General features: G+C 34.9%; 25 protein-coding genes. 15 read left to right on the forward strand and 10 right to left on the reverse strand.

All coding sequences use genetic code 11. The features are described from left to right. The first annotated feature begins 32 nt into the window (after positions 1 to 32). Genes CD155_RS10350 through CD155_RS10370 form a run of 5 tightly spaced genes read left to right on the forward strand, consistent with a single transcriptional unit; the run spans position 33 to position 7,108 of the window. Positions 33 to 1,136: a PLP-dependent transferase gene (locus tag CD155_RS10350; protein WP_002445129.1), complete on the forward strand. Its 1,104-nt coding sequence runs from the start codon at positions 33 to 35 to the stop codon at positions 1,134 to 1,136. Next, entirely contained in the window at positions 1,133 to 2,308 is a 1,176-nt protein-coding gene (gene metC, locus CD155_RS10355) for a cystathionine beta-lyase MetC (protein WP_002445127.1), read from the forward strand. Before CD155_RS10350 ends, metC begins: the two co-directional genes overlap by 4 nt. Beyond that, positions 2,262 to 4,100, forward strand: a complete 1,839-nt coding sequence (locus tag CD155_RS10360; protein WP_103213272.1) for a bifunctional homocysteine S-methyltransferase/methylenetetrahydrofolate reductase — start codon at positions 2,262 to 2,264, stop codon at positions 4,098 to 4,100. The genes metC and CD155_RS10360 overlap by 47 nt, the downstream gene beginning before the upstream one ends. After that, entirely contained in the window at positions 4,097 to 6,343 is a 2,247-nt protein-coding gene (gene metE / locus CD155_RS10365; protein ID WP_103213273.1) for a 5-methyltetrahydropteroyltriglutamate--homocysteine S-methyltransferase, read from the forward strand. Before CD155_RS10360 ends, metE begins: the two co-directional genes overlap by 4 nt. A 21-nt stretch (positions 6,344 to 6,364) precedes the next feature. Further along, positions 6,365 to 7,108, forward strand: coding sequence for a cyclase family protein (locus CD155_RS10370; protein WP_103213274.1), 744 nt, complete (start codon positions 6,365 to 6,367; stop codon positions 7,106 to 7,108). Between the two features lie 280 nt (positions 7,109 to 7,388). Here CD155_RS10370 and CD155_RS10375 read toward each other — a convergent pair whose 3' ends face one another. From CD155_RS10375 to CD155_RS10385, 3 genes are all read right to left on the reverse strand, one after another. Next, positions 7,389 to 8,576: an acetyl-CoA C-acetyltransferase gene (locus CD155_RS10375; RefSeq protein WP_103213275.1), complete on the reverse strand. Its 1,188-nt coding sequence runs from the start codon at positions 8,574 to 8,576 to the stop codon at positions 7,389 to 7,391. 558 nt (positions 8,577 to 9,134) lie between these two features. Beyond that, on the reverse strand, positions 9,135 to 9,386 hold the full coding sequence (locus CD155_RS10380) for a helix-turn-helix domain-containing protein (RefSeq protein ID WP_002445118.1): 252 nt from the start codon (positions 9,384 to 9,386) through the stop codon (positions 9,135 to 9,137). A 114-nt stretch (positions 9,387 to 9,500) separates the two neighbouring features. Next, positions 9,501 to 9,701 (reverse strand): YozE family protein, encoded by a 201-nt coding sequence (locus CD155_RS10385; RefSeq protein ID WP_037541787.1) that lies wholly within the window; start codon positions 9,699 to 9,701, stop codon positions 9,501 to 9,503. A gap of 311 nt (positions 9,702 to 10,012) precedes the next feature. Between CD155_RS10385 and CD155_RS10390 the strand changes: the two genes are divergently transcribed. The 5 genes from CD155_RS10390 to CD155_RS10410 all read left to right on the forward strand — a co-directional run bounded on the left by CD155_RS10390 (position 10,013) and on the right by CD155_RS10410 (position 14,259). Continuing rightward, positions 10,013 to 10,216, forward strand: coding sequence for a helix-turn-helix transcriptional regulator (locus CD155_RS10390; RefSeq protein ID WP_002445112.1), 204 nt, complete (start codon positions 10,013 to 10,015; stop codon positions 10,214 to 10,216). Further along, complete coding sequence (locus CD155_RS10395; protein ID WP_103213276.1) at positions 10,213 to 10,938, forward strand: DUF3169 family protein; 726 nt, start codon at positions 10,213 to 10,215, stop codon at positions 10,936 to 10,938. The genes CD155_RS10390 and CD155_RS10395 overlap by 4 nt, the downstream gene beginning before the upstream one ends. A 28-nt stretch (positions 10,939 to 10,966) precedes the next feature. Then, the gene (locus CD155_RS10400; protein WP_103213277.1) at positions 10,967 to 11,809 is read left to right on the forward strand and encodes an ABC transporter ATP-binding protein; all 843 of its coding nucleotides are present in this window, start codon (positions 10,967 to 10,969) and stop codon (positions 11,807 to 11,809) included. Further along, on the forward strand, positions 11,809 to 12,444 hold the full coding sequence (locus CD155_RS10405) for an ABC-2 transporter permease (protein ID WP_103213278.1): 636 nt from the start codon (positions 11,809 to 11,811) through the stop codon (positions 12,442 to 12,444). The genes CD155_RS10400 and CD155_RS10405 overlap by 1 nt, the downstream gene beginning before the upstream one ends. Before the next feature lie 456 nt (positions 12,445 to 12,900). Beyond that, positions 12,901 to 14,259, forward strand: a complete 1,359-nt coding sequence (locus tag CD155_RS10410) for an MFS transporter (RefSeq protein ID WP_103213279.1) — start codon at positions 12,901 to 12,903, stop codon at positions 14,257 to 14,259. A gap of 80 nt (positions 14,260 to 14,339) precedes the next feature. Here the strand turns inward: CD155_RS10410 and lepB are convergent, their stop codons facing one another. From lepB to CD155_RS10435, 6 genes are all read right to left on the reverse strand, one after another. After that, positions 14,340 to 14,915 (reverse strand): signal peptidase I, encoded by a 576-nt coding sequence (gene lepB, locus CD155_RS10415; RefSeq protein WP_103213280.1) that lies wholly within the window; start codon positions 14,913 to 14,915, stop codon positions 14,340 to 14,342. Between the two features lie 25 nt (positions 14,916 to 14,940). Next, positions 14,941 to 15,108, reverse strand: a complete 168-nt coding sequence (locus CD155_RS12835; RefSeq protein ID WP_241159089.1) for a VraH family peptide resistance protein — start codon at positions 15,106 to 15,108, stop codon at positions 14,941 to 14,943. A 28-nt stretch (positions 15,109 to 15,136) separates the two neighbouring features. Then, on the reverse strand, positions 15,137 to 15,793 hold the full coding sequence (locus tag CD155_RS10420) for a hypothetical protein (protein ID WP_070830630.1): 657 nt from the start codon (positions 15,791 to 15,793) through the stop codon (positions 15,137 to 15,139). A 14-nt stretch (positions 15,794 to 15,807) separates the two neighbouring features. Next, complete coding sequence (locus CD155_RS10425; protein WP_037541785.1) at positions 15,808 to 16,188, reverse strand: LptM family lipoprotein; 381 nt, start codon at positions 16,186 to 16,188, stop codon at positions 15,808 to 15,810. Positions 16,189 to 16,398: 210 nt separating this feature from the next. Beyond that, on the reverse strand, positions 16,399 to 16,626 hold the full coding sequence (locus CD155_RS10430) for a hypothetical protein (RefSeq protein WP_002445099.1): 228 nt from the start codon (positions 16,624 to 16,626) through the stop codon (positions 16,399 to 16,401). A 13-nt stretch (positions 16,627 to 16,639) separates the two neighbouring features. After that, positions 16,640 to 16,852: a hypothetical protein gene (locus CD155_RS10435; RefSeq protein WP_037541784.1), complete on the reverse strand. Its 213-nt coding sequence runs from the start codon at positions 16,850 to 16,852 to the stop codon at positions 16,640 to 16,642. Between the two features lie 210 nt (positions 16,853 to 17,062). Here CD155_RS10435 and CD155_RS10440 point away from each other — a divergent pair, with 210 nt between their 5' ends. From CD155_RS10440 to CD155_RS10460, 5 genes are all read left to right on the forward strand, one after another. Beyond that, the gene (locus CD155_RS10440) at positions 17,063 to 17,464 is read left to right on the forward strand and encodes a YxeA family protein (RefSeq protein WP_070830628.1); all 402 of its coding nucleotides are present in this window, start codon (positions 17,063 to 17,065) and stop codon (positions 17,462 to 17,464) included. 19 nt (positions 17,465 to 17,483) lie between these two features. Beyond that, positions 17,484 to 17,876, forward strand: a complete 393-nt coding sequence (locus tag CD155_RS10445) for a YxeA family protein (protein ID WP_070830625.1) — start codon at positions 17,484 to 17,486, stop codon at positions 17,874 to 17,876. A gap of 162 nt (positions 17,877 to 18,038) precedes the next feature. Beyond that, positions 18,039 to 18,797 (forward strand): ABC transporter ATP-binding protein, encoded by a 759-nt coding sequence (locus CD155_RS10450; RefSeq protein WP_070830623.1) that lies wholly within the window; start codon positions 18,039 to 18,041, stop codon positions 18,795 to 18,797. Continuing rightward, positions 18,787 to 20,667 carry an FtsX-like permease family protein gene (locus tag CD155_RS10455; RefSeq protein WP_103213281.1) on the forward strand — a complete coding sequence of 627 codons (1,881 nt, stop codon included), beginning with the start codon at positions 18,787 to 18,789 and terminating at the stop codon, positions 20,665 to 20,667. Before CD155_RS10450 ends, CD155_RS10455 begins: the two co-directional genes overlap by 11 nt. Positions 20,668 to 20,709: 42 nt before the next feature. Continuing rightward, positions 20,710 to 20,904: a VraH family peptide resistance protein gene (locus CD155_RS10460; protein WP_044466572.1), complete on the forward strand. Its 195-nt coding sequence runs from the start codon at positions 20,710 to 20,712 to the stop codon at positions 20,902 to 20,904. Between the two features lie 87 nt (positions 20,905 to 20,991). Here the strand turns inward: CD155_RS10460 and lip are convergent, their stop codons facing one another. Continuing rightward, positions 20,992 to 23,112 (reverse strand): YSIRK-targeted triacylglycerol lipase, encoded by a 2,121-nt coding sequence (gene lip / locus CD155_RS10465; protein WP_103213282.1) that lies wholly within the window; start codon positions 23,110 to 23,112, stop codon positions 20,992 to 20,994. Positions 23,113 to 23,198 lie beyond the last annotated feature (86 nt).

Below are 23,198 nucleotides of genomic sequence, written 5' to 3' on the forward strand. Positions count from 1 at the left end.
TTTTTATTTTTTTATATTAGGAGGGTCTAGTAATGAAGGATACTGAATTAGCTCAAATCGCTCTAACACACGACCATACTGGCGCTATTGCCAATCCAATTTATTTATCTACCGCATACCAACATCCTCATCTAGGTCAGTCAACAGGATACGATTACACACGTACAAAGAATCCTACACGCACTGCATTTGAAGAAGCATTTGCAAAACTTGAAAAGGGCATCGCCTCTTTCGCCACTTCTAGTGGTATGGCAGCAATTCAACTTGTATGTAACATCTTCAAACCTGGTGATGAAGTTCTCGTAGCATTTGATTTATATGGAGGTACATTCCGACTCTTCGATTTCTACGAACAACAATACGGTGTGAAATTTAAATATGTAGATTTCTTAGATTATGAAGATGTTGAAAAAAATCTCACACCACAAACAAAAGCATTATTCATTGAACCCATTTCAAATCCACAAATGATAGAAATCGACGTTGAGCCTTATTACGTACTAAGTAAGAAACATAAATTATTAACAATCATAGACAATACTTTTTTAACGCCATATCTTTCAACGCCACTTGAAGAAGGCGCAGATATCGTGCTCCACTCGGCAACGAAATACATTGGTGGACATAACGATGTACTAGCCGGCGTCGTCACAGTAAAAGATGAACATTTAGCAGAACAACTTGGTCAATTTCATAACATGATAGGCGCAACACTGTCTCCTCTAGATAGTTACCTGCTTCAAAGAGGACTAAAGACCCTACACCTTCGTATAGATCGTTCTCAAGAAAATGCGCAACGACTCGCTGAAAGATGTCGTCACACTGAATCCATTGACGAAGTACTCTATAGTGGTCGCACTGGAATGCTAAGTTTAAGACTGAATAAAGCCTATAGCGTTGCTAAATTTCTGGAAAATATAAACGTCTGCATATTCGCAGAAAGTCTAGGTGGAACAGAAACGTTCATTACCTTCCCTTACACACAAACACATGTAGACATGCCTGATGCAGAAAAGGATAAACGAGGCATCGACGAACATCTTATTCGTCTTTCTGTAGGTATTGAAGATTATAACGATATCGAAATAGATATTATTCAAGCATTAGAAAATTCTAAAGTAGGAGTGATTTCATGAGTTTATCTATAGAAACAGAAGTCATTTTTGATTCACGCAGAGGACAAGAATATCACTCAGCTAATCCACCATTATATGATTCGTCAACCTTTCACCAAAAAGTACTAGGTGGCGATACTCAATATGATTACGCAAGGAGTGGAAATCCAAATCGCACTCTTTTAGAAGAAAAACTCGCACGTCTAGAAGACGGGAACTATGCTTTTGCATATGCATCTGGAATAGCAGCAATTACTGCAGTATTACTGACGCTTCAGTCAGGCGATCACGTTATCCTTCCTGATGACGTATACGGCGGTACATTTCGACTCACTGAACAAATTTTAAATCGTTTTAATATCGAATTTACGACGGTAAACGCTACAAATAATCTTGAAATTGAAAATGCCATTCAAACGAATACTAAACTTATTTATGTAGAAACACCATCGAATCCACTTTTCAAAATTACAGATATACGAGCAGTAGCAAGAATCGCTAAACAAAATAACCTACGCTTAGCAGTGGATAATACATTTATGACACCTCTTGGTCAATCACCATTAGCCTTAGGGGCAGATATCGTGGTTCATAGCGCAACTAAATTCTTAGGTGGTCATAGTGATCTCATTGCAGGTGCAGCAATCACAAATCGTAAAGATATTGCAGAAGCACTTTATTTATTACAAAACGGTACTGGCACAGCACTCTCTGCACATGATAGTTGGGCTCTGGCGAAACATCTTAAAACATTACCGGTAAGATTTAAACAATCTGTGTCAAATGCTGAACGCTTAGTTGAATTCTTAAGTCAGCGTGAAGAAATCGCAGAAGTTTATTACCCAGGAAATAACCCGATCCATTTAAGACAAGCTTCCACAGGTGGAGCTGTTATCGGATTTAGATTGAAAGATGAATCTAAAGCACAAGCATTTGTAGAATCACTCACATTACCACTTGTATCGGTCAGTCTTGGTGGTGTTGAAACCATTCTTTCTCACCCAGCAACAATGTCACATGCAGCTGTGCCAGAAGCTGTAAGACAAGAAAGAGGAATTACTTTCGGTTTATTCCGCTTAAGTGTGGGACTTGAAGATCCTGAAGAAATCATCGCAGATTTTAACTACGCTTTAAAGGAGGCTTTCAATGAGTCAATTTCTGAAACATTTACAGAACAACGTTTTGGTAGCTGATGGAGCTATCGGCACAATACTTTACTCAGAAGGGCTCGACACTTGCCCTGAAGCGTACAACCTTACTCATCCAGACAAGGTAGAACACATCCATCGCTCATATATCGAGGGTGGCGCGGACGTGATCCAAACCAACACATACGGTGCTAATTTCGAAAAGCTTAAAAACTTTGGCTTAGAACATCGTGTCAGAGAAATTCATAAAGCAGCTGTACAAATTGCTAAACGCGCTGCCAATGAGGACACATTTATTCTTGGCACTGTAGGTGGCTTTAGAGGTGTGAGACAAGAAGAAATAAGTTTATCAACGATTCAATATCATACAGAACTTCAAATCGATACCTTAATCAATGAAGGCGTAGACGCTCTATTGTTTGAAACTTATTACGACTTAGACGAATTGAAAAATATTGTAGTCGCAACACGCAGAAAATATGACATTCCTATCATTGCGCAATTGACCGCTTCTAACACCAATTATTTAGTCGATGGCACTGAAATTAATGAGGCACTTAAACAACTCGTTGAGTGTGGTGCTGACGTGGTTGGTCTTAACTGTCACCATGGTCCACACCATATGCAGCGTTCATTTTCACATATAGAACTACCTGAACAGGCATATTTATCATGTTATCCAAATGCAAGTCTACTAGACATTGAAAATAGTGAATTTAAATATAGTGACAATGCGCAATATTTCGGCGATGTTGCACAAGAACTTATCAACGAAGGCGTGAGACTTATCGGTGGCTGTTGCGGTACGACACCTGAGCACATCCGCTATATTAAATCAGCCGTTCAAGGTTTAACACCTGTAAAAGATAAAAAAGTGATTCCCATTACGAAGAAATCAAATCGTAAACCAACGAGCGTGATGAAACAAAACCTTACTACCAAAGTTAAAAATGGACCAACTGTAATTGTCGAACTAGATACGCCGAAACATTTAGACACAGATACTTTCTTCGACAACGTCGGAAAATTAGATGAAGCAGGTATTGACGCGGTTACGTTGGCTGATAATTCCCTTGCAACAGTTCGAGTCAGTAATATCGCAGCAGCAAGTCTAATCAAACAACGTTATGATATTGAACCACTCGTTCATGTCACATGTCGTGATAGAAACCTTATAGGGCTTCAATCTCACCTCTTAGGTCTCTCACTCATCGGGGTTAATGAAATTCTAGCCATTACTGGTGATCCTTCTAAAGTGGGACATTTACCAGGTGCAACCAACGTGTATGACGTGAATTCGAAAGGTCTAACAGAACTTGCACTGAGATTTAACCAAGGTATTAACACGGATGGTGATGCGCTGAAGAAACATACCAACTTCAACATCGCTGGTGCGTTTGATCCAAACGTACGAAAACTTGACGGTGCCGTTAAACGACTTGAGAAGAAAGTTGCAAGCGGTATGAGCTATTTCATTACTCAACCCGTTTATAGCAAAGAAAAAATAAAACAAGTTTATGAAGAAACGAAACATCTAAATACACCGTTCTTCATTGGCATTATGCCTATAGCCAGTTATAACAATGCACTTTTTCTACATAACGAAGTGCCAGGCATAAAAATGTCAGAAGATGTACTTAACCAATTTAAAGCTGTTAAAGATGATAAGGAAAAAACGAAAGAATTAAGTTTAAGACTCTCTAAAGAACTCATCGATACAGTACATGAATACTTTAACGGTTTGTACATTATCACACCTTTTCAAAAGGTAGATTATTCATTAGAACTCGCAGCATATTCTAAATCTATTACTGCTAACAAGGAGGCAATATTATGACAACAATTAAAACTTCAAACTTAGGATTCCCAAGATTAGGTAGAAAAAGAGAATGGAAAAAAGCGATTGAAAGCTACTGGGCTCACAAAATCGATAAGGCTGAATTAGATCAAACACTGACTGATTTACACAAAGAGAACCTCTTACTTCAAAAGAATTACAATTTAGACAGTATCCCTGTAGGAGATTTCTCATTATATGACCACATTCTTGATACATCTTTATTATTTAATATTATTCCAGAACGTTTCCAAGGTCGTGAAGTGAATGATGATTTATTGTTCGATATCGCCCGCGGTAATAAAGAACATGTAGCGAGTGCACTCATCAAATGGTTTAACACTAACTATCACTATATCGTGCCTGAATGGGATAATGTAGAGCCTAAAGTAGAGAAAAACACATTACTCGAACGCTTTAAATACGCCCAATCTATCAATGTCAATGCCCATCCAGTTATCGTTGGCCCAATTACTTTCGTCAAACTTTCTAAAGGTGGCCACCAATCATTTGAAGAGAAAGTTCAAACTTTGCTTCCACTTTATAAAGAAGTACTAGAATCACTGATTCATGCTGGTGCCGAATACATTCAAATCGATGAACCTATCTTAGTCACTGATGATAGTGAAAGCTATGAGAATATCACTAAAGAAGCTTATGATTACTTCGCTCAAGCTGGTTTAGGTGAAAAGTTAGTCATCCAAACATACTTTGAACGTGTACATTTAAAATTCTTAAGCACATTGCCAGTTGGCGGCTTAGGTTTAGACTTTGTTCATGATAATGGTTATAACTTAAAACAAATTAAAGCTGGAGACTTCGATTCAAGCAAGACACTTTATGCAGGCATTATTGATGGTCGTAATGTGTGGGCTGCAGACATTGAATCTAAAAAGCAATTAATCGAAACGCTACAACAACATACAAACCAATTAGTCATTCAACCATCATCATCTTTATTACACGTGCCAGTCTCTTTAGATGATGAAACATTAGACGAATCTATTGCAGAAGGATTAAGTTTTGCTACTGAAAAGTTAGATGAATTAGATGCCTTACGCCGTTTATTCAATAATGGTGATAGCGCTAAATATGACGAACTTAAAGCGCGTTACGAACGTTTCCAAAGCCAATCATTTAAAAATCTTGAATACGACTTCGATAGCGTTCCTACAAGTCGTAAGTCACCATTCTCAGTACGTAAACAAAAACAATATGAGCGCTTAAATTTACCAGATTTACCAACAACAACAATAGGTTCATTCCCTCAAACACGTGAAGTACGTAAATACCGTGCAGATTGGAAGAATCATCGTATTACAGATGCTGAATATCAAGACTTCTTACAAAATGAAATTGCCCGTTGGATTAAAATACAAGAAGACATCGGTTTAGACGTACTCGTACATGGAGAATTTGAACGTAATGACATGGTTGAATTCTTCGGCGAAAAGCTTCAAGGCTTCTTAGTAACTAAGTTTGGTTGGGTACAATCATACGGTTCACGTGCCGTTAAACCACCAGTGATATACGGCGACGTAAAATGGACAGCACCATTAACAGTGAAAGAAACGGTTTACGCACAAAGCTTAACTGACAAACCTGTAAAAGGGATGCTCACTGGTCCAGTCACAATCCTAAACTGGTCATTCGAACGTGTAGACGTTCCACGTAAGGTCGTTCAAGACCAAATCGCATTAGCAATCGATGAAGAAGTGTTAGCGCTTGAAGAAGCAGGTATTAAAGTCATTCAAGTAGATGAGCCCGCATTACGTGAAGGATTACCGTTACGTTCTGAATACCACGAACAATACCTGAAAGACGCGGTTAACTCATTTAAGTTAGCAACGTCATCCGTACATGATGAAACACAAATTCATACACATATGTGCTATTCTCAATTTGGACAAATCATTCATGCTATCCATGACTTAGATGCAGATGTTATTTCAATCGAAACATCACGTAGTCACGGTGATTTAATTAAAGACTTTGAAGACATCAATTACGATTTAGGTATTGGATTAGGCGTTTATGATATTCATAGTCCACGTATTCCAACTGAAGCAGAGATTACTACAGCAATCAATCGTTCTTTACAACAAATTGATCGCTCACTATTCTGGGTCAATCCAGACTGTGGTCTTAAAACGCGTAAAGAAGACGAAGTAAAAGATGCCTTAACTGTCTTAGTTAACGCAGTGAAGAAGAAACGTCAGGAAAATGGCGCAACAACAGCATAATATCATTTAGAGGTGATGCTTATGACAAACTATCCTTTATGGGACCAACTGAATCAACTTAAAGAGGCACAATGGGTCGACTTAACACATACTTTCGACCCTGAAATTCCTCGATTTAGTGAATTTGAAAAAGGTGAAGTATCGACACTCTTTAATGTCAAAGAACATGGTTTCTACGTTCAACGATGGAGTATCGTTACACAATATGGTACGCATATCGACGCGCCGATTCATTTTGTGGAAAATCGAAGATACTTAGAAGAGTTAGACTTGAAAGAATTGGTCTTACCACTCATCGTCCTAGATTACTCTAAAGAGGCTTCAGAGAATGCCGATTTCATCGTAACTAGACAGCACCTTGAAGAATGGGAGAGTCACAATGGTCAAATTGAACCTGGTACATTCGTAGCTCTACGCACAGACTGGTCTAAACGCTGGCCAGATATTGACCAATTTGAAAATAAAGACGCCAATGGCAATCAACACTTACCTGGTTGGGGTCTAGATGCTTTGAAATTTCTTATCGAAGAACGTGGCGTAAAATCCATCGGTCATGAAACGTTTGATACCGATGCTTCTGTGGACACCGCTAAAAATGGAGATATTGTAGGTGAACGTTACATTCTAGGCAAAGATACTTTCCAGTTAGAATTATTAACAAACTTAGATCAATTACCTACGCGTGGCGCAATTATCTATGCGATTAGTCCAAAACCTAAAGATGCCCCAGGGTTTCCTGTCAGAGCATTCGCAATCAAACCATAAATGAGCAATCATTTAAGCAAGTAACTCAAATTTTTCAATTATCGAGTACATCAACGTGACGCATGTCCCCCACAACTTTGGTAAGCTTTGAGCCGGCTTTCCAAAGAAATGAATGTATTAAAATGCATTTAAAAGGGTGAACAAAGTCTTTTGCCTGTAGCGATCGTTAATGGAAGAGCCATTCATTACGTCATCGCATTATTAAACCTTCCTAATTTCATAAATAAAATAAATAAGCTGTAAGCGATGTCGCGATGACATACACTTACAGCTTGTTTTATTATTTCGCGTCATAATGAGATACGAGAGTAGCAATACCTTGACCGCCACCGATACATAATGAAGCGAGACCATTTTGAGTCGTCTCATTCAGTTGATGTAATAAAGTAACTAATATACGAGCACCAGATGCACCAATAGGATGACCTAATGCGATTGCGCCACCTTTAACATTCACCTTATCTTGTGGCAATTGTAATTCTCGGTCGACCGCCAATGATTGAGAAGCAAAGGCTTCATTAAGTTCAAACACGTCGATATCAGACGCCGTTTTACCTGAACGTTTCAATGCTTGACGTACCGCTTCAACAGGGCCAATTCCCATAATGGATGGATCTACACCACTTGTTCCGAAACTCTCTAACACCGCAATCGGCTTCACACCAAGTGCTTTCGCCTTCTCTTCAGTCATAACTAACATTGCTGCAGCACCATCATTAATACCTGATGCATTTCCAGCTGTAACGGATCCATCTTTCTTAAATGCAGGACGTAAATGACTTAACTTGTCAGCTGTCGTACCTGGACGAATCCCTTCATCTTGTGACACAACCACTGGCTCTCCTTTACGTTGAGGCACTTCTACTGGCACAATCTCCGCATCGAATCCACCTGTTTCTTGTGCGTGTTCAGCCTTTTGTTGAGAGTGCGCAGCAAACTGATCTTGCTCTTCTCGAGTGATACCATATTTTTCAACTAAATTCTCTGCCGTAATTCCCATATGATACTCGTTAAATTTATCTGTTAATCCATCACTTACCATGCTGTCTTCTAACGCTTGATTGCCCATTTTAAATCCAAATCGACTATTTTTTAATAGCATTGGAGATTGAGACATACTTTCCATACCACCCGCAATCACAATCTCATTATCGCCAGCTACGATAGATTGATAGGCAAGTTGAATAGCCTTCATTCCAGAACCACAGACTTTATTGACTGTGAATGATGGCGTGGCCTCAGATAATCCGCCTTTAATGGAAGCAATGCGTGCAGGATTTTGACCTTGTCCTGCTTGTAAGACATTGCCTAGAATAACCTCATTGACTTCTTTTGGGTCGATGCCACTACTTTTTACGATGTGTTTAATTACTGTTGCGCCCAAGTCATATGCAGGGATATCTTTAAAGGCACCTCCAAATACGCCTATAGGTGTGCGGTATGCTTCTGCTAGAACTACTCGTGTCATATCTATTCATCTCCTTATTTTCTTTTTTATCCTTATGAAAATGGGGGTCGAACCACATGTCGTTAACATGAAACTTCCCATTATAAATGAAACGGTAACATCTTTCTGTATTAAAAAGTTATATATCATTAACCGTCTTTGAGAACGTCGTATAAGCATGTTTATCATACTTAGCACGTGCCCACTCATTACTGACAATAGTACAAAATTATAATTAATTTTTCCAGAGACAACACATGTATCGACAAATAATTGTGTTTAATCTATACCTAATCATGTGATGATTCACATTTAGACTGACCCTTTGACGGTGAGATTTGAAATCGAGTGAATGAGGACATTGATATTTAATTGATTGAAAATGATATAAAAAGAGGAAACCAAGATGAAATAGTTCAGTTTAAATAGGCCGGGTAGACTGACCGCATTGTTAATCACTGATATAACTACTTCGTCTCGGTTTCCTTTACGATGTTATGAATACAAAGGTGAGAAATAATTTTTTTGATTCTTATTATGAATTGAGAGGGATACTTACTTTCCTTTATATTTGTTTAATTATTTATTGATGGATACATCATCAAATGAATCTTTTAACTTTTTCATTTCGCTATCTAGAAATTCTTGGTGTGGAACATCGAAATATTTACCTAACACAAGTGCATCTTCCATTTTGGGTTCATTTTCACCATTTTCCCATTCCCAAATATGATGCACTTCATATTGAGTACCAAATTTTTTATTTATGTCTTCTACAAGCTCTTTAATTTCTAAGTTATTTTTCACTCTAATATTGTGTAGATTGTTCATGATCAACACTCCCTGAAAGTCTTTTATATTAATGTTGACGCTTTTTCCCTTACATTAGCGTTCTAATGATGGAATGTTAGCCCGTATGATAAATATAAATTACGATTAAAATTGTTACTGTTGCTCATATGACTCAATAGCTTGATGAATCGTATCATGTAAGCTCGGTTCTTCAAGCCAATGTTGAAATCTATCAATAATATCTCTAGGACTAGAGACATCTTTAGGAAAATCGATATCTTTCATACCTTCAAATAAGTCACCAAAATGACTCTTCTCACCTTCATAGTTTTTCATGAAGTTATAAAAACTCACCACTTGCACCTCCCGGATTTCATAACAATAGATATATTAACAAAATATATACATTTCCAAAATACATTTGTTTCAATTTATCTAAATAATGAGATAGCCTCAAATTACAAATGATTCATCGGTTAATTTAATTTAAGAACACTTCTATAACCAGCGTTTTAATCTTTTATCATTCCACTTTCTAGATAAGATACTCTACGTTTGATTAAGCTTATCTGAATATTTTTGACATTAATTTACGTCATTTTGACTAATATACTTGTCAAAATGACAAAAGTAATATATGTTATGTGTGTAAGGAGTTGATAGAATTGCGAAATCGACTTAAAGAATTACGTGCAAGAGATGGATATAACCAGACACAACTTGCTAAAAAAGCAGGCATTTCCAGACAAACTGTCTCATTAATTGAGCGTAATGATTTCACTCCATCTATTTTAACCGCTATAAAAATAGCCAAAATTTTTAACGAACCAGTAGAAAATATTTTTATTATTGAGGAGGGAGACTTATGAAAGTAGGAAGATACTTATTACTAATACTAATAGGAGGAGTAATAGGCGGCTTTATAGGAATGTCAATTGGAGTAATCAATACAAATAATCTTTTGAGACTCACTCATTTTTCAAATGTAAAGACAGTCCTAATTATTGTCGGATTAGCAACCATCATTAATATTATTTTGACTTTATATTTATATATTATTCAGAACAATGCACTCAAATATAAAAAGAAAGTTACTGAAGATATTGAAGATGATTTAGTAGATTATTATGAAAAAAGTGCGAACCTTAACTTTAATAAAGCACATATTATTTATTATGTTGAACTTATCATAAGTTTTATCAGCTTGTTCCTCATCGTTTTAGGTAACGGTAATGATAAAGTTCTTTTATATGCCCTAATACCTTATTTGTTTACAATCATACCCTCACTAATGATTGGGTTCTTCGTACAAAAATTTGACCCACGTTATCCAAAATTGGGAGAAAAAAACTATACTGAAAAAGTATTAAACCTATATGATGAAGGTGAAAAACATATCATACTCCAGTCTATGTACAAAGTCTTTTGTATAAATATCTATTTACTCATGACTGGAATTATTATATTAGGTTTCTTTTCTTTAGCCACTAACGAAAATCAAACAATTGGTGTATTTATCTTAATTATTCTATTTATCTATAATATTTATACTTATTTTTCTAAACTTATTCGTTTCTATAAACACAGTTAAATTGTCATTTAATAAGGGGGAAATATGAATGGAAAAGCTTTTAGAAATTAATCATCTAAATAAGTCTTATAATCAGTCAGAGTTTCATCTTTCAAACATTTCTTTCTCAATTAAGCCTGGGGAAGTTGTCGGTTTAATTGGTAAGAACGGTTCAGGTAAGTCTACACTCATTAATACAATTGTAGGAAATAGACATAAAGATAACGGTAAAATCAGCTTTTTCGACGAAGAAGTCGACGAAGAAGATAATACATATAAAGAGCACATTGGCGTCGTCTTTGATGATTTAAGAGTACCTAATAAATTAACGCTCACATCTGTAGATAAAGTATTTGCAAATATATATCGCACTTGGAATAGCGAGGAATTCTTTTCACTAATTAAAGAATTTGAATTACCAACACAGAATAAAGTTAATACCTTTTCACGAGGCATGAGAATGAAAACGGCTTTATCAATAGCGATGGCTCATGATTCTAAATTGCTTATTCTTGATGAAGCAACTGCTGGAATGGATGTTTCAGGTCGAGAACAAGTAATTGAAATTCTTGAAGATTATACAAATGAAGGTAATGGAATATTAGTTTCATCACATATTTCAGAAGATATTGAACAACTCGCTAATAAATTAGTATTTATGAGAGACGGGGAAATCATTTTAAAAGAAAACAAAGAAGAATTACTTAAAAATTATGGAATTGTAGAGCAACCAGTGGAATCATTTAATATTTGTAATGAATATCTGGTCGCATCAAGAGAACGCAATCATAACAGAATAAGCTTAGTAAACAATTATCAAGAAGTGCCTGGGGCCAAACAAATCAACAATATTGATGATGCTACTAAAATTATTATGCGAGGTGACAAATAATGAAAGGTTTAGTATTAAGTACTCTCTATGAAACAAAAAAACCATTAATTACTTATTTAATTATTGGAATCATTGCTACAGTAGTAATGACTTTTGCAAGCCCACCTATGAGCGGTTTTATTTTAATTGCATTATTAATCTCTTCAATTGCAGATAACTTTAAACGAGAAAAAGATTCTAAATGGATGAATTACGTTTCTACACTACCTATAAAACGATCTGATTATGTTAAGAGCTACTATTTTCTTTTTTGTATTGTCATAATCATTGCATTGGTGGTTAGTTTTCCGATTGTATTAATCATTACCCATAGTTTCAATATGGCGTTGATTTCCGCACTTGTTTCTCTTGGTTGTACTGGTATTTATTCCGCCATGTTCCCATTAACATTCAAATTTGGTCCTGAAAATTCCAACACAATCATCATGGTAACTGTCTTCTTTATGATTATCATATACTTCATTTTCTATATCCTTGCAGTTATTATAGCCACACATTATGATAATTCAATGGTAGAAATGTTAAGTAATACAAGAAGTTTACTTGTGTTCGTTGTCTTTGGCATTTTAGGATTAGCAACTTTTGCTTTGACCTATAAATTATCTATAAGTATCTTTAATAAGAAAGAACTTTAATTTCAATAAATATGAAAATTTCGTTCAAACAATAACTAAATAAAATGATTCCTCATTCAATTCTAAATTACTAAAAAGACAGGATGTACAAATCCTGTCTTTTTTTAATGACCCTCTCTTTTTAATTGTAGATACTCTTTCTTGAATAAATCATAAACATAACTATCTAAGCATACGCCCTGGATCCATTCTTCATTTCTTAGTTTTGAATAGACATTTGATGTATTTTTCGCACAATTCTGGAAATTATCAACACCTTATCATATTATGTGGATAACTCCTAATTTACCTTTAAACGTTGATAAATGTGGGTTATGCAATATCTATCCATAAAGTTATCCACAAATTTTAATTGATTATGTGAGTAATGTTAATAAAATTTTAAACTTAGGTTAATTTTAACTTAATGACACTCAATTACGCTTAAAAAGACAAAAAATGTAAGGGAATGATAATATGGAAATCGTAAAATCTAAAAATGATTTATTTAGAATTATTGATCATGCAGATCAGAAACACACATCTAAAATTCTACTTTTCATGATATTGGGAACGATCTTTTTAGATGCTTATGACATCACAATTCTAGGAACTATGACCGATCAACTCACGAAACAATTTCATTTGTCTCCAACAATGCTTTCAGTTGTCATGACCTCTTTACCTATCGGGGCACTTTTTGGTGCAATTCTCGGTGGCTCCCTCGCACATAAATTTGGTCGTAAACGTATTTTATCCGTATCTTTACTTATTCTCGTGATTACTTCTTTAGGTGCATCACTTGCTCCAAATCTCTTTATTTTACTTACATGCCGCTTCATTATGGGCTTCGCTATCGGTATGGACAGTCCTGTTGCCTTCACTTTTATCGCAGAAATCAGTAATAAATGGCAGAAAGGCCGTAACGTCAACTACTGGCAAGTTGTTTGGTACGTAGCAATTGTCGTATCTGCACTTGTGGTTATTGCATTCTTCGTTATGGGTACAGGCGAACATTTATGGAGATTTGCAGTAGGCTTTGGTGCATTCATTGCTCTCGTGCTTTACATTTTACGTATCAAATATTTGAAAGAGAGTCCAACATGGATCATTAATCATCATTCATTAGAAGAAGCTACTGAATATGTAAGAAATAATTATGATGTAAATCTTAAGTTAGAGGGTAACGGAACTTCATTTTCCGAAAATAAATCTTCAAAACCATCAATAACTGAACTATTTAAGCCTAAATATTTAAAAAGAATTGTCTTAGCAACTTCAATTTCAACATTGCAAGGGATGCAATACTATGGCGTGGGATTATACATACCAATTATTGCAACTTACATTATAAGTAAAGATAAATTAGGCGTCCTACTAGGAACAGCCATTGTCAACATAGCGGGTATCATCGGAGCTTACGTAGGATCGCAACTCACTTACAAAGTGGGCACACGTCGCTTAACCATGATTGGTTTCAGTCTCGTCTTGATTGCAATGGTCATGACAGGCGTGTTCTATCACAGCTTACCAATGATTATTAACACGTTCTTCATCGCTCTATTCTTATTCGGGCACTCTGGTGGTCCGGGTACACAAGGTAAGACGATTGCTGCTTTATCATTTCCTACATATTTACGTTCGCAAGCTACCGGTTTCGTAGAATCTGTGAGTCGTACGGGTAGTATTATCGGGACTTTCGTATTCCCAATCATACTTGCAGCTGTAGGTTTAACAAATACTATGTTAATTCTAGCTATCGTACCGCTCGTTGGTTTAATTATCACGACCGCTTTAAGATGGGAAGCTGTTGGTAAGAATGTAGAAGACGAATAGAGGATAACCATTTAAAAAAGCCTCTTAGCAAGACCTCCCTGAGTTGAGGGTAGTCTACATTGCTAAGAGGCATATTTATATTAATTAGGGAAAGTACCTGGATTAAATCCACCTTTCCATTGATTCAACGGCCAATATCTAAATAATACTTTACCAACAAGTTGATCTTTATCGATTAAGCCCACATCTCGACGGCTATCAATACTGTTTTGTCGGTTATCACCTAAGACTAAATACTTATCTTTAGGAATTTTCATATGTCCATTGGCGCCTTTAAGATTCTTCGATTTAAAGTTCTCAGTTAAATATTCACCGACTTTATGTTTCTTATTGTAATTTAAATAAGGTTCTGAAACCTTCTTATTATTTAAATACAATTGGTCTTTCTTATACTCAACTGTATCTCCGGGTTTACCGATTAAACGTTTAATATAGTCATCTTTCTTTGTCGCATGGAAAATGACTACATCACCTGAATTAATATGGTCTAATGTTTTAGAAATTCGGCTCACCATAACTTTATCTCTATCTTCAAAAGTAGGATGCATAGACTCCCCTGAGACGGTATAGGAAGTAAACAGGAATTTCTGTACTAAACCTACAATGATGAGCGCAACAGCGATAGCAATAATCCATTCTAATATCTCTTTTTTCATGATTTAGACTCCTTGATTCTTTAAATTATTCTTCTTCATCATCTTCAACATTGTGAATGATATAACCAGCCAATAAAGCTGCAGGGATGCCGATAAATGGTGTGAACATTGTACTGAATACGAAACCAAATACGAGTGTAAATAAGATACCCAAGTATCCACTCTTCTTCTCTTTATCAATAAATGCTTTCATCAAAGATTTAATTCTCCTTTAATGCTCATTATTGTACTATACCATTTTTAATTTTTACATTCTTACCTGTCTTAATTTTATCGTATTGCTTTTTAGGTACCACAATGACACGTTTACCCTTTTTAGTTTGAACAGTCACAGTATATAACTTTTCATTTGATTTCATCTGCTGTTTTAACATATTCATTTGGTATCTCACACTATCTTTCTTCGCCTGTTGATCATGAGATGAAGATGCAATGATATAGAAATATAACCAATTGTTATAGTAAGAAGTCGCCATATATTGTGATGTATAAGGCGCGCCAGAACTATACGGACGTCTTGGAGCCATCAATGAACGAGACTGTGATCTCATATTTTGAGTACTCTGTCTATACTTTGAAGCATTTGCACTAGATTTCATACTACTTGATCTAGCTGCCTGTTGCGCTGCACGTTGACTCGATTGTTGAGCAGTCCGAGATGCATTCGCTGCACTTGAACGACTCATTGATGAACTTGATGATGTTGAGCCTCTTGAAGCCGACGAAGACGCACTCGATGAACTACTGCTTGAACTACTTGAGCTAGAGCCACTAGACCCTCCTGATGTTGCAGCATCTAATTCCGTCGATAACATACCGAGTGAGGCTGTAGTGATAACAATCATTAAACTTATAAATTTAAATATTTTACGTTTCATCTACTCACCTTTTCCTATTTAGATACTTCATCTTTTGAAACTGCTTTACCTTCAACATCATCATCTCCGTACATCATATATGGCGGACGATAAACGTGTACCTTGCTTCCATCTTTAACAATGTATGGCTTTTTATTACCATCACTTAGAATGTGTTCATAAACATGTTTTAAATCCGTTCTTTCTAAATGTGAATTTCCATTTTTATCTTTATATTTAATCTCGACATTAGGAGTTTCTTCTTTACCATCATTCAATACTTCATAATATTCGTATTCATATTTATCAGATTTCTGACTTTCTTTCGACGGCTCTTTTTGCTCTCCAGAACCCCCACACGCTGTTAAAATAAAAGATAAACCTAATACACTTACTAATAGTATTAACCTTTTCATAAACATACTCCTTTACCAATGATTCAAAGTTTCATATGAATTATAACAATCATTTTTTAAAATTCTATTAAGATTTAAATAAACTTAATGCTTTATAATGTTGATTAACTTCATCATCTCATAAATTAATTATGTAATACAAATCACTTTTAAAAATTCATATAAAAAGTGTTGAGATTTCATCTTTCAATGATTCTCAACACTAGAAATTTAATTATATTGACTTTCCTTAAAATTTTTACTCACAATGAGATTGATAATTAACCACACTACTTGGCAGATGATTGGCACTAAAAATATCCCTATCATGACAAAAGTGAATTTATACCATTCTATTCCACTGTTCAATCCATTCATTAATGTAAATACGAGTAGGCCTATCGCGACGACTCCCCAGAAAATCGTGGCAATCCACCATAAAATCCATGCAATTTTCATACTCTAACCTCTCTTATTCAAATGGACTATTCTTGTCTATATCTTTTGATCCATTTAGAAAACCATCTTTAATTTGATCAAAATGATTTATAAAATCCACTATCAATAGTACTGCTACAATAACTAAAATACCTTTAATCCAACTGCTAACGTGCATTGGTTCTTCACGTTTATAAAAATAGATTCCCAATATAGTCCCAACGATTAAAACAATTAAAAACGACATCGTGAACCCCCTACAATAATATATGTTACTTGTAGCATAACAAACTTTATGTACAATAAAAATTTTCTTATTAAGTATTCCGGGCGTCTTATTTTTCAAAACTTTCAACCGTGTAAGTTTGAAAAGCCAATTTGTAAGATTAGATAAAGGCAACTTACCAACAAAGCTCCTACAATTAAATTGTAAACAAATTAAAGGAGTGAAAGATTCATGAAAGCTTTAAAAATTTCATTAACCACTATAATAGTCATTATTTTATTAATAATAGGATTACTTTTCGGATTAAAAGTTTATGGTGATCATCACCCAAATAATAAAGATATTAAAAGTTTAAATATGGCTAACCCATTCGAACCCACAAAAGAATATTATGTGAAAACGACTAAACCAATGAAACATAACCCTAAGGATTATGAAGATGAAAGCCACATCTATAAAACAACTGGCTATGATGATAATGGTAATAGTAAAAAAATCACATATATGGGAATGAAAAAACTCAAACCAAATCACTATTTAAAAATTAAAGAAAAATTAGACACAGTGAAAAGTTATGAAGAAGTTAAAAAAGACAATATCCCTAAGAAAGCGATGAGTAAATTAGAAAAATAAATGGAGAGTGATTACACATATGTTAAAGAAACTATTAATAACACTGGGCGTTTTTATTCTTGTTATTGGCGCCCTCATGTTAGTAGGGAAAATTTACGGGGAACATCATCCAAACGATTCCGTAGTACAAGACTTGAATAAATATAATCCAATGATTCCTAAAGAAGCGTATTTTGTTAAAACGAATCAACCTGTAAATAAAGAAAAATTAGATAAAGATTTCTACAATTACACTTACAAGACAGTAGGCTATGATGAACAAGGTGATGGTAAGAAAATTACTTATACGGCTACTAAGAAGTTAAAAACCAATCATTATCTCAAACTTACAATGAAACAAGGACAAGTTTTGAATTATTCGGAAGTTAAGACAAATGATATCCCAAAAAATGCGAATAAAAATTTAAATTAAATTTTCCACAATCTTTTTAATGGATTGTGGTTTTTATTTTGCAAAATCTTACTAATCTTACATACATGTAAGTTTAGACAGCGATTTTGTAAGGTTAGATAAAGGCAGTGATGACGCTAAGATTCTACAATTTAAGTATAAACAACTTGAGGAGTGAAAAAGATGTCAATTTTAAAAGTTAACAATCTATCTAAGGTCTATGGTGATAAACAAAAGTATCAAGCACTTAAAGATATCAGTTTCTCGGTAGAAAAAGGAGAATTCGTCGCTATCATGGGACCTTCTGGTTCAGGTAAGACGACCTTACTCAACGTACTCAGTTCAATCGATACTATTTCCGGGGGTACTGTAGAAGTTGACGGCAATGAAATTAATAAACTCAGTAATAAACAACTTGCGAATTTTCGTAAAAAACAACTCGGATTCATTTTCCAAGATTACAGTGTGTTGCCAACTCTGACCGTTAAGGAAAATATCATGCTTCCACTTTCAGTTCAGAAAGTTCAAAAATATGAAATGGAGCAAAATTACAAAGAAGTCACAGGAGCACTTGGCATTTATGACCTGGGAAATAAATATCCTAGCGAAATTTCTGGCGGTCAACAACAACGTACGGCAGCAGCACGTGCATTCGTTCATAAACCGACAATCATCTTTGCCGATGAGCCTACAGGGGCCCTAGATTCTAAAAGCGCACAAGATTTACTTAATCGTTTAGAAGATATGAATAAGCAGTTTAATTCAACCATTATCATGGTCACTCACGATCCTTCAGCAGCAAGTTTTGCTGAAAGAGTCATTATGTTGAAAGATGGTGATATTCACTCTGAAATTTACCAAGGAGAAGATTCTAAACAAGACTTCTATCAAGAAATCATCAAACTGCAATCGGCATTAGGTGGTGTCACTCATGACGTTTAATCAAATCACACTCAAAAACTTAAGACAAAATATTAAACATTATGGCATGTTCCTATTTTCTTTATTATTAAGTATCGTACTTTACTTTAGTTTCACAACTTTAAAGTATTCACACAGTATCAATAATTCAAATTCTCTCAAAATAATTCAAAAAGGTTCAAGTGTTGGCTCAACTATTCTATTCATCATCATTATCATTTTCTTAATGTATGCCAATCACTTATTTATTAAGAGACGTACGAAAGAGTTTGCACTTTTTCAACTTATCGGATTAACAAGAGGCAATATTCTAAGAATGTTAAGCATTGAACAATTTGCCATATTTGTAGTAACAGGTATTCTTGGCGTAATTATTGGAGTTTTTGGTTCACAACTCTTGCTTGCCATCGCTTCTAAATTGATGAAGTTAAAGGTTCACCTTTCAATTGGTTTCGAACCACAGGCATTACTTGTCACAATCGTGATGTTAGTCATCGCTTTTGTATTAATACTTATTCAGAATTTCCTTTTCCTCAAAAGAAGAAGCATCTTAACAATGATGAAGGATAGTTCTCAGACAGAAGCGACTAAAGCGCGCATCACCGTACTCGAAATCATTGGTGGCGTGTTAGGAATTCTAATGATAGCTTTCGGATACTATATGGCGACTGAGATGTTCGGTGTATTTAACCCTTTAACCATGGCAATGATGTCACCATTCATCATATTATTCCTAACTATTGTCGGTGCATACTTATTCTTTAGAAGTTCTGTTTCACTCATATTTAAATCAATTAAACGTGCTAAAAATGGACGTGTTTCTATTACGGATGTGGTCTGCACCTCATCTATCATGCACAGAATGAAGAAAAATGCGATGTCATTAACAGTTATCGCAATTATTTCAGCAATTACAGTGACGATTCTTTGTTTTACGGCTATTACGAAAGCAAATTCGGATTATAATATTGAATCATCAACACCACAAGATTTTGACTTTTCAAAAGGTAAACAAGCTCATAAATTTGAACAGCAATTAGATAAAAATAATATTAAGCATAATAAAATTACTTATGAGTCTATTAATCCTAAAACAGTAAAAGACGAAGTAATGACTTTCCAAAATGATTCTGAGAGTATTTCAGAGAATACGTCAATGATTGTTAATAAACATCTTAAAGGTAATGACGCTCGATTAACAAATACAAAAACCGCTCTCGGAATAATGAAATTTAACATGAATAAACAAATCACAGTTAAAGGTAAGTCTAAAGAAACTGTGAAAGTAACTGATAAAGATGATTCCAAAGTTTACCCATCTGAACTTTCATATGCTGCTCCTATGGTGGAAGTAAGCCCTAAAGTATACAACTCATTAAAAACAGATAAAAATACTGTGCGAGTTTATGGATTTAACATCAAACATCCTAGCGATATGAAAAAAGCTGAACACATCGCATCAAAAGTTGATCCAAATGTTGTTTCTAAAGATGAATTGAAAAAAATAATAGATGCATCGAATGGTATTCTCATATTTGTAACTTCATTCTTAGGATTAGCATTCTTAATCGCTGCTGGATGTATTATTTACATTAAACAAATGGATGAAACTGAAGATGAAATTGATAACTTTAAAATACTTCGACGCATCGGATTCACAAATTCTGATATGTCTAAAGGCTTATTACTCAAAATTCTATTCAACTTCGGATTGCCTTTAATAGTTGCTTTACTACATGCACTATTTGCATCACTTGCCTTTATGAAGATTATGGGCAATGTAACAATGATGCCGATATTCATAGTAATGATTGCTTACGCAGTCGTTTATCTAATCTTTGCACTTATAGCATTTATTCACTCAAATCGTGTCATTAAGCGCTCAATTTAAAATGATTTTTCAAAAAATTTATTAAAAAGGATGGTATTTATAATGAAAGTTAAAGATTTAATCAAACAATCATATGAGGATTTAAAAAACTTAACTATCAACTGGTTCAATATTCTAGTATTAGTTGCTGCTGTATTTATTTTAAGTAATATCATTACGCCAATCGCAGGTGTACCTATCGGGTTATTAGGTGGCGCGTATTATTTGAAACGTCGTGAAGAAAAAGAAAATAAATAATTGTAGCGTTTGAATTAGAAAACCCTCATAGAAGAAGTCATTTAGACCTCTATCTATGAGGGTAAATTTTTTACATAGCGACTATATTTATTTTTTAGCTACGCCGTCTTTTTCTTCGACTCTCATCATATTATTAATCAAACTTTGATAGAACTCACCTAGTTCTTTTCCATCGCGTTTATAATCAGTATCATCTAATCCTACGAAGTCTAAATGGTCCCAATTATATTGTACAGGTCTCACTTGCCAAATTCCCTTATCTGTCGCTGGATTCATTAATCCTACCTTTTTAAATGCTTGGTTAGTAGGATGTAGTGAAGATGTCACAGGTACAATACCATCGTTAACTCTGCGATCTTTATTTTCATCACTACCAATTACACGACTTGTTAAATCGAATAAGAAGAATTGTCTTATGTTAGGTACTTCATTTCCGAGAGGCCCTGTATGTGTCGCAGCACCTGTATAAGACGTATATACAATATTAGGATTGAGTGTCGTCATTTGATTTAACTTTTCTGCTCCTGGACTAGTTAAATCAGTAATCGCCTGGTCTTCAGTATCCCAAACTTTACTATTAGCAATACGTTTGGCATATTCCGCGTAAGTTTCATTAGGCTTTTGTTTGAAGCCCCATTGAGCGAATCCTAGGTTTAAATTGAGTGCTTTACTACCACCCATACGTCCTATGCGATTAATTGTGTTTTTGACAAATTTGCGTGTGCCTAGTTTATCTGCAGCAGGCGTACCATTATGTGGTGTCCCAAGAGTGGTAATGGAAGATATCATATTATCTTTTCCACCTTTGAACAGATCAGATACCGTACCTCCATGCTCACGTTGGTAATCTATTTCTTCTTGATTCCCATTTCTTAAAAAGTGTTCCATCAAACGAATCGTCTGTCCACCCATACTATGGCCAACGAGATGAACTTTCTTGCCGGGCTCCCAATCAGGAATAATACCTTTGTAAGTTCTTCCATAACGATTGTGACCATATTTAGCGGCATGAGCTGCGCCATAATCAACGCGACCGCCTTTAATATAGTAATATAGTTCTACTGCACGATCATAGTTACTACTAAATGCGCCGACATTGGCTTCATGAACGCGATAGCCTTGTTCTGTCAATTTTTCTTTTACATTATATTTTTTGCCGCCCCAATAATTTGGATATAAATCAAATGAATCTTCTCCAACTAAACCAACAAACCCATGTACGAATATGACTGGATATTGATTTTTATATTGAGCTTGAGCAGCTTTTTTAGGAAGTTTATTAGATTGTTTTGATTGTAATGATTGTGAAGATGGTGAAGCTGATTTTTTGTTAGCTTTTGTAGTTTGTTTAGATGGTTTTGGAATTTCTTCTTTGCTGTTTGTTGATTGGATCGTTTGTTGATGTTTTTCTTTCTCTTTATTTTGGTTCAGTGAATTGTGGTTCGTATTTGAGGATTGCGTTTGAGTTTGTTCACCTTTTTTAGGCTTGTCTACTTTTGATTCGTCATTTTTATTCGATTGTTGTAAATCTTGTGATGGCTGTTTTTCACCTTTATCAACTTGTTTTTCTTTTTTCTTAGAATCATTTTGAGATTCTTGTTCTTTTGCTTTTTGTTGAGTTGTATCTTGACTTTGTTCAGGCTCTTTAGAATATGTATTTTTACCTGAATTCGTTGCTTGTTGTGTTTGTGAATCTTGATTATTTTTATTTGATTCTGTGTTATCACTTACATTCTTTTGAACTGAATATTCATTTTCAGGTGGTTCTTGGGATTGATGATTTGCAGATGTCTCTTTTTGATGCGTAGCATCGTCAGTTTTTTTAGACGGAACGGCGTCTTGATGAGTAGCTGGCTCTTCTTTTTTAGAATCGATTTGTTTAGGATTGTCCGCTTCATTAAGATTTTGATTTGAAGCTTCTTTCATCTGTTCATCGTTATGTTTCGTAGTAACTTGAGCCTGTTGATTCGGAGATTGTACTTGTGTTTTTTCAGTAGAAAACTCCGAAGCTTTAGTTGATTGATTTTCTTTTTGAACACTTTGCGTTAATTCTTGAGTTTGCGTAGGCTTATCAACGTTTTGATGCGTATCTTCAGCAGCTTGTGCTTGATGTCCCCCAATAAAAATTGCTACACCCGTAATAATTGATATTGCTCCGACTGCGTACTTTCTGATACTAAATCTGTTTTTTTCTTTGTAATTTTCCAAAAATAATCACCTCTATAAGTTTTTTCCTTTATAAAGATTGAAAAATATAACTGCTATTTTCACAATAACATAGAATTCTTTAAATT

The organism is Staphylococcus caprae, from assembly GCF_002902725.1.
In the GTDB taxonomy this organism is placed as follows: Bacteria; Bacillota; Bacilli; order Staphylococcales; family Staphylococcaceae; genus Staphylococcus; species Staphylococcus caprae.